Genomic DNA, 7,154 nt, shown 5'->3' on the forward strand with positions numbered 1-7,154 from the left:
GCGCGCCGCGCCCGCGCGCCCCGCGAGGCTCGCCGCGGCGCCGCGCCCCCCGCGCGCCCCCCAGGACACGGGCGCGCAGCACCGGCCCGGCGGCGCCCGCGCCGGTCAGCCGGTACGCCTCGCCGATCCGCGCGTACCCCTCCGCCTCCGGATCGCCACTGCCGGTGCGCAGCGCGAAGAACGGCCCGACCCGCGCCGCGTCCGGCAGCGGCGCCTCATCCACCGTCGGCCGGGGGCTGGAACGCTCCACCGTCGGCCAAAGCCCGGGACGCTCCGCCGTCAGCCGGGCCCTGGAACGCCTCCAGCAGCCGGTCCGCCGCCAGCGTGGCCGTCAGCGCGCCCTCGCGGACCCGCTGCTCCAGCTCGGGCCCGAGCCGCCGCACCTCGGGGTGGGCGTGCAGCCGCGCGAGCAGCTGGTCGCGCACCATCGACCAGGTCCAGTCCACCTGCTGGTCGCGCCGCTTGGCGTGCAGCGCGCCCGTGGCCTCCAGCACCCGGCGGTGCTGCTCCAGGCGCTCCCACACCACATCGAGCCCGGTGGACTCGCGGGCGCTGCAGGTGAGCACCGGCGGGTTCCAGGGCGCGTCCGGCGGCTGCAACAGCCTCAGCGCGCCCGCCAGTTCGCGGGCCGCCGACTTGGCGTCCCGTGCGTGGGGTCCGTCGGCCTTGTTGATGGTGACCACGTCGGCCAGCTCCAGGACGCCCTTCTTGAGGCCCGGGAGCTGATCGCCGGTGCGGGCCAGGGAGAGCAGCAGGAAGGAGTCGACCATGTTGGCCACCGCGGTCTCGGACTGGCCCACGCCCACGGTCTCCACCAGCACCACGTCATAGCCCGCGGCCTCCATGACGACCATGGACTCGCGGGTGGCGCGGGCGACCCCGCCCAGCGTCCCGGCGCTGGGCGAGGGCCGTACGAAGGCACCTGGATCGACCGCCAGCCGCTCCATCCGGGTCTTGTCGCCCAGGATGGAGCCGCCGGTGCGGGTCGACGAGGGGTCGACGGCCAGGACCGCGACCTTATGGCCGACCCCGGTGAGCATGGTGCCCAGGGCGTCGATGAAGGTGGACTTGCCGACACCGGGCACCCCGCTGATGCCGATCCGCCGGGCCCCGCCGGTGTGCGGGAGCAACTCGACGAGCAGCCGCTGGGCGAGGTCGTGGTGGTCGGGGCGGGTGGACTCGACGAGCGTGATCGCACGCGCGATATACGCGCGCTTGCCGTCGAGTACGCCCTTGGCGTACTCCTCGACGTCGATCGTCCGTGGCATTACAGCTCGTGGCCGAGATCGGCGGCCAGCTTCCGTACCAGGTCGTGGGCGGCGTCGGGGATGACCGTGCCCGGCAGGAAGACGGCGGCGGCACCGGCCTCGTGCAGGGTCTGGACGTCCTGCGGCGGGATGACTCCGCCGACCACGATCGTGATGTCCTCGCGCCCCGCCTCGGCCAGCTGCTCGCGCAGCGCGGGCACCAGCGTGAGGTGGCCGGCCGCGAGCGACGACACGCCGACGATGTGCACATCGGCCTCCACCGCCTGCCGCGCGACCTCCTCGGGGGTCTGGAACAGCGGGCCGACGTCGACGTCGAAGCCCAGGTCGGCGAAGGCGGTGGCGATCACCTTCTGGCCGCGGTCATGCCCGTCCTGGCCCATCTTGGCGACCAGGATGCGGGGGCGGCGGCCCTCCTCGCGCTCGAACGCCTCGACCAGCGTGCGGGTGCGGTCCACGCCGGACGACGGTCCGGCCTCGTCTCGGTACACACCGGCGATCGTACGGATCTGGCCGGAGTGGCGGCCATAGACCTTCTCCAGCGCGTCGGAGATCTCGCCCACGGTGGCCTTGGCGCGGGCGGCGTCCACGGCCAGGGCCAGCAGATTGCCCTCCAGGCCCGCGCCCGGCCCGGACTCGGCGGCCGCGGTCAGGGCACGCAGGGCGTCCTGGCAGACGGCCTCGTCGCGCTCGGCGCGCAGCCGCCGCAGCTTCTCGATCTGCTCGGCGCGCACCACGGAGTTGTCGACCGCGCGGACCTCGATCGCCTCATCGCTGTCGACCCGGTACTTGTTGACGCCGATCACCGGCTGGCGCCCGGAGTCGATGCGCGCCTGGGTGCGGGCCGCGGCCTCCTCGACGCGCAGCTTGGGGATGCCCGCGTCGATGGCCTTGGCCATGCCGCCGGCCGCCTCGACCTCCTCGATGTGCTGCCAGGCCCGCCGCGCCAGGTCGTACGTCAGCTTCTCGACGTACGCGCTGCCGCCCCACGGGTCGATGACCCGGGTGGTGCCCGACTCCTGCTGGAGCAGGATCTGGGTGTTGCGGGCGATGCGCGCCGAGAAGTCGGTGGGCAGCGCGAGCGCCTCGTCCAGGGCGTTGGTGTGCAGCGACTGGGTGTGGCCCTGGGTGGCGGCCATGGCCTCCACACAGGTGCGCGCCACGTTGTTGTAGACGTCCTGGGCGGTCAGCGACCAGCCGGAGGTCTGCGAATGGGTGCGCAAGCTGAGCGACTTGGGGTTCTTCGGGTCGAACTGCTTGACCAGCTTGGCCCACAGCAGCCGCGCCGCCCGCAGCTTGGCGACCTCCATGAAGAAGTTCATGCCGATGGCCCAGAAGAACGACAGCCGGGGCGCGAAGGCGTCCACGTCCATCCCGGCGTCCATACCGGCCCGCAGATACTCCACACCGTCGGCGAGGGTGTACGCCAGCTCCAGATCGGCCGTGGCTCCGGCCTCCTGGATGTGGTAGCCGGAGATGGAGATGGAGTTGTAGCGCGGCATCCGCTGCGAGGTGAAGGCGAAGATGTCGGAGATGATCCGCATCGACGGCTGCGGCGGATAGATGTAGGTGTTGCGGACCATGAACTCCTTGAGGATGTCGTTCTGAATGGTCCCGGCCAGCTTCTCGGGCGGTACGCCCTGTTCCTCGGCGGCCACGATGTAGAGCGCGAGCACGGGCAGCACCGCGCCGTTCATCGTCATCGACACGCTCATCCGGTCCAGCGGGATGCCGTCGAAGAGCTGCCGCATGTCGTAGATGGAGTCGATGGCCACGCCCGCCATGCCGACGTCACCGGTGACCCGGGGGTGGTCGCTGTCGTAGCCCCGGTGGGTGGGCAGGTCGAAGGCGACCGACAGGCCCTTCTGCCCGGCCGCGAGATTGCGGCGGTAGAAGGCGTTGGACTCCTCGGCGGTGGAGAAGCCCGCGTACTGCCGGATGGTCCAGGGCTGGTTGACGTACATCGTCGGGTACGGGCCGCGCAGATAGGGCGCGGCGCCGGGGTAGGTGCCCAGGAAGTCGACGCCCTCGAGGTCCTCGGCGGTGTAGAGCGGTTTGACCCCGATGCCCTCGGGGGTGTCCCACACCAGGTCCTCCACGCCCTTGCCCGCGCCGTTCTGGAACGCGGCGGCCCAGTCAGCGGAGCTGGGCACCGGGCCTTCGGCCGGTCCGTCCAGATCGACCGCCGAGAAGTCCGGGATCTTCCCGGGCTCCAGCGAAGAGCCCGTCATCACGCCACCCCCATGGTGTCCAGAGCCGAGGAGAGCACCTCGACCGCGTCGCAGCCCGCGAAGACGTATCCGTCCACTCCGGCCCGCTCGTACTCGTCCTGTTGTGCCCCCGGCCGTCCGGCCAGGTAGACCCGGGTCGCCCCGGCCGCCTTCAGCCGCTCGGCCACGGCGGCCGCCTCCTCCGCGTACAGCTTGTCGCTGGAGCACAGGCAGGCCACGCGGGCGCCGCTGGCGGTGAACGCCTCGGCGGCCGTCTCCGCGGTCACGGTGACCGGTTCGTGGACCGCCTCGATCCCGCCCGCCTGGAACAGGTTGGAGGCGAAGGAGGCGCGGGCGGTGTGCGCGGCGGCGGGGCCCAGCGCGGCCAGGAAGATCCTGGGCCGGCCGCCCTCGGCCGCCAGATGGGCGTCGGAGCGGGTGCGCAGCGCCTCGTACGCCTCGTCGCGGCGCACCCTCGGCAGTCCGCCGCCGGGCCGCTCGGGCGCGGGGTCGCGCTCGACGGGCCGCTCGGCGAGGTTCGGGAACTCGCTGACGCCGGTGATCGGCTCCTTGCGGCGGGCGAGGGCGCGGCCGCGGCGGGCCCAGGTCTCCGCGAGCCGGTCGCGGACCAGCCCGGAGGCGAGGGCCGCGGCCATGCCCCCGGCGCGCTCGATCTCCTGGAACCAGGCCCAGGCGGCGCGGGCGACGTCGTCGGTGAGCTTCTCGACGTACCAGGAGCCGCCGGCCGGGTCGATCACCCGGGCCAGATGCGACTCCTCCAGCAGGATCGTGGAGGTGTTGCGGGCGATGCGCCGGGCGGAGTCGTCGGGGAGGCCGATGGCGCTGTCGAAGGGCAGCACGGTGACCGCGTCCGCGCCGCCGACGCCCGCGGCGAGGGTGGCCACGGTGGTGCGCAGCATGTTCACCCAGGGGTCGCGCCGGGTCATCATCACCGGCGAGGTCACCGCGTGCTGGCGCTGGGCGCGCGCCTCGGAGGGCGCGCCGCACGCCTGCGCCACGCGTGCCCACAGGCGCCGGGCGGCCCGGAGCTTGGCGATGGTGAGGAACTGGTCGGCGGTGGCCGCGTAGCGGAACTCCAGCTGCGCGCAGGCGGCTTCGACGCTCAGCCCCTCCCCGGTGAGGGTGCGCAGATACGCCACGGCGGCGGCGAGGGAGCAGCCGAGCTCCTGGGCGGCCCCGGCGCCCGCCTCGTGGTACGGCATCGCGTCCACGGCGAAGGCCCGCACCCCCGGGTGGTCGCGGTCGCAGATCCGGGCGAGGTCGGCCGCGGCGGCGAGCTGCCCGGCCAGGCCGTCATCGCGTCCGGTACGGGCCGCGAGGCCCAGCGGGTCCGCGCCGAGGTTGCCGAGCGCGGCGCCCGGCGGCACCTCGCGGCCGGAATAGAGCCGCAGCAGGGCGCGGGCGGCGGCCTCGAAGTCGGCGCCCGCGTCGAGGGCGACGGTGGCGAGGTCGAGATAGACCCCCTTCAGCGCCTCGGGCAGGGCGTCCACCGGCACCCCGGCCGCGCCGACGGCGAGCCAGACCGAACCGGCGCCGTTCTCCAGGTCGGCGAGGATCGCCTGGTTGGTGTGCGCCGGATCGGGGTGGGCGTGCCGCTGGCGTACGTCCCAGCCGGACACGGCGGAGCCCTCGGCCCGGCCGCCGCGCACGAAGGGTGCGAAACCGGGGAATCCGGCGTCCTCGGGGGCGTCGTCGGCGGTGTAGAGGGGGTGGACGGTGATTCCGTCCTCGAGTGCGGTCGCGAGGGCCTCTTCGGCCTCGGCGCCCACGGCGTCCGAGGTGCCGGTTTTACGCAGCACGCCTTCGACGAGGTGGCGCCATTGGTCTCGCGTCACTTCCGGGAAATCGTCGGCTAGGGGAAGCCCGTCGGGCAGGACCGTCATAGGAGGAGGCTAATGGGGTCCGCTAAAGCCGGAGCAGTGGTTAGGGCTGTGAGCTTACTCTCTAGTGATCTCAGGGGTGAGTACTAGGGATTTCAGGGGTAACGGCGGCCCACGGCCGGGGTGGGTGAGGCGGATGGGCCGGCCGCGGGGCACAGGACGCGTGCTCGCTCCGTCGCCGGCGCCCCGGACGCACAGAGGCCCGCCCGGTGCGACGGGGGATGCACACCGGGCGGGCTCGAAGACCTTTTTACCGCATCGGCGGGGGGTTATGCATCAAAAACCTGTTCGCTTCCCCCGATCACCATGCGACAGGCAGTGAGATCAGGCCACGCGCGCGGATCGTCGGCCGCCACCGGAGCCGCTCCCTCGGGACGTCCAGCCGCAGCCCCGGGAAACGGCGAAGCAGCGCGGCCAGAGCGGTTTCCATCTCCATTCGGGCCAGCGGCGCGCCGAGGCAGTAGTGGATGCCATGGCCGAGCGCAAGGTGACCGGACCGGCCAAGATGTGGATTGAAGTCGTCCGGATCCTTGAAGTGGGCCGGGTCACGGTGGGCCGCGGCCGCCGACAGCAACACGGTCTCCCCGGCGGGGATGGTCACACCGCCGATCTCGATGTCCTCCAGCGGGAAGCGGCGGATCCCCAGCGTCGCGGGGCCCTCGTACCGCGCCAGCTCGTCGAAGGCGGCCGCGAGACCGCTCGGATCCTCGCGCAGCTCCTGGAGGACCGTGGGGTGGTCGAGCAGGGTGAGCACCGAGTTGGCGATCAGATGGACGGTGTTCTCGTAGCCCGCGAGGAGGATGAGGAAGGCGAGCGAGGTCAGTTCGTGCTCGCTGAGCCTGCCGTCGCCGTCACCGTCGCCGCCGTCCCCGGCCTCGTCGTCACGGACCCGGATCAGATCCGAGAGCAGATCGTCCGCGGGCTCGGCGCGCTTCTTCGCGATCAGCTCGGTGTAGAAGCGCAGCATGCTGCCGACCGCTTCCTTCGCCGCGCCCGGCCGCGCCGGATCGGGGGTGATCAGGGCGTCACTCCAGGCCCGGAAGTCGCGCCGGTCGCGCTGCGGGACGCCGAGCAGATCGCAGATGACGATGATCGGCAACTGCCCGGCATAGGCGGCCAGGAGGTCCGCGCGGCCGTCGGGCTCGATGGCGTCGAGGAGCTCGTCGGCGACCCGCCGGACCGGTTCGCGCATCTTCTCCACGCGGCCGGGGGTGAACGCCTTGACCACCAGACGGCGCACCCGGGTGTGGTCCGGGGGGTCCATGTTGAGCAGATTGGTGTCGAGGGCGGGCGGCAGGGAGAAGCCGCTGTAGTTGCCCGGCGCGGCGTGGCGCTTGTCCAGGGCGAGGCGCGGATCGGCGAACAGCCGCCGTACATCCTCGTAACGGGTCACCAGCCAGGCGGGGCGTCCGTCGGTGCCGGCGATCCGGTGGACCGGGCCGGCCTCGCGCAGCTTGGCCAGGGCCGGGTAGAGGTCCTCGATCAGCGGGGCGGTGTCAACGAGCTCCGGGCCGTCCGTTCCGGCGGCGTTCGCGGTGTTCTGCATGGATCCCGACTCTAGGCCGTGGCGTCCCCGGCGCCTGGACGGGTGAGCCATTCCAGCCCGTCCAGGCGATGTGCACGCCGGTGGTGAAATGTGGTGGCCGGGAGGGGGGGGGGGGGGCGGGGGTGGGACCGGCCCGCCCCCCGGCCGTGGCGCCCCCCCCCCCCCCCCCGCGTCCCACCAAGAGGATGGACGCCCACACCCACGACGCGCGGGCGGTGGGGGTGTTAGAGAA

4 protein-coding genes and 1 pseudogene are annotated in these 7,154 nt (G+C 72.9%); all 5 read right to left on the bottom strand.

What is annotated here, in order from left to right:
• Positions 1-223: pseudogene (locus tag ACFXB5_RS21870) on the bottom strand (ferric iron reductase); the annotation flags it as partial.
• On the bottom strand, positions 216-1,268 hold the full coding sequence (meaB, locus tag ACFXB5_RS21875) for a methylmalonyl Co-A mutase-associated GTPase MeaB (RefSeq protein WP_385210384.1): 1,053 nt from the start codon (positions 1,266-1,268) through the stop codon (positions 216-218). The pseudogene ACFXB5_RS21870 and the gene meaB, both read right to left, overlap by 8 nt.
• Entirely contained in the window at positions 1,268-3,496 is a 2,229-nt protein-coding gene (gene scpA, locus ACFXB5_RS21880; RefSeq protein WP_385210386.1) for a methylmalonyl-CoA mutase, read from the bottom strand. The genes meaB and scpA overlap by 1 nt, the downstream gene beginning before the upstream one ends.
• Entirely contained in the window at positions 3,496-5,379 is a 1,884-nt protein-coding gene (gene mutA / locus ACFXB5_RS21885; protein WP_385210389.1) for a methylmalonyl-CoA mutase small subunit, read from the bottom strand. The genes scpA and mutA overlap by 1 nt, the downstream gene beginning before the upstream one ends.
• Before the next feature lie 298 nt (positions 5,380-5,677).
• Positions 5,678-6,922: a cytochrome P450 gene (locus ACFXB5_RS21890; RefSeq protein ID WP_385210392.1), complete on the bottom strand. Its 1,245-nt coding sequence runs from the start codon at positions 6,920-6,922 to the stop codon at positions 5,678-5,680.
• Positions 6,923-7,154: the final 232 nt, after the last annotated feature.

It is taken from the genome of Streptomyces sp. NPDC059455 (assembly GCF_042750115.1).
Taxonomy (GTDB): Bacteria; Actinomycetota; Actinomycetes; order Streptomycetales; family Streptomycetaceae; genus Streptomyces; species Streptomyces endocoffeicus.

Coding starts and splice junctions, on each gene's coding strand:
- ACFXB5_RS21890 (WP_385210392.1), bottom strand. CDS start 6,922: ATGCAGAACACCGCGAACGCCGCCGGAACGGACGGCCCGGAGCTCGTT.
- scpA (WP_385210386.1), bottom strand. CDS start 3,496: ATGACGGGCTCTTCGCTGGAGCCCGGGAAGATCCCGGACTTCTCGGCG.
- meaB (WP_385210384.1), bottom strand. CDS start 1,268: ATGCCACGGACGATCGACGTCGAGGAGTACGCCAAGGGCGTACTCGAC.
- mutA (WP_385210389.1), bottom strand. CDS start 5,379: ATGACGGTCCTGCCCGACGGGCTTCCCCTAGCCGACGATTTCCCGGAA.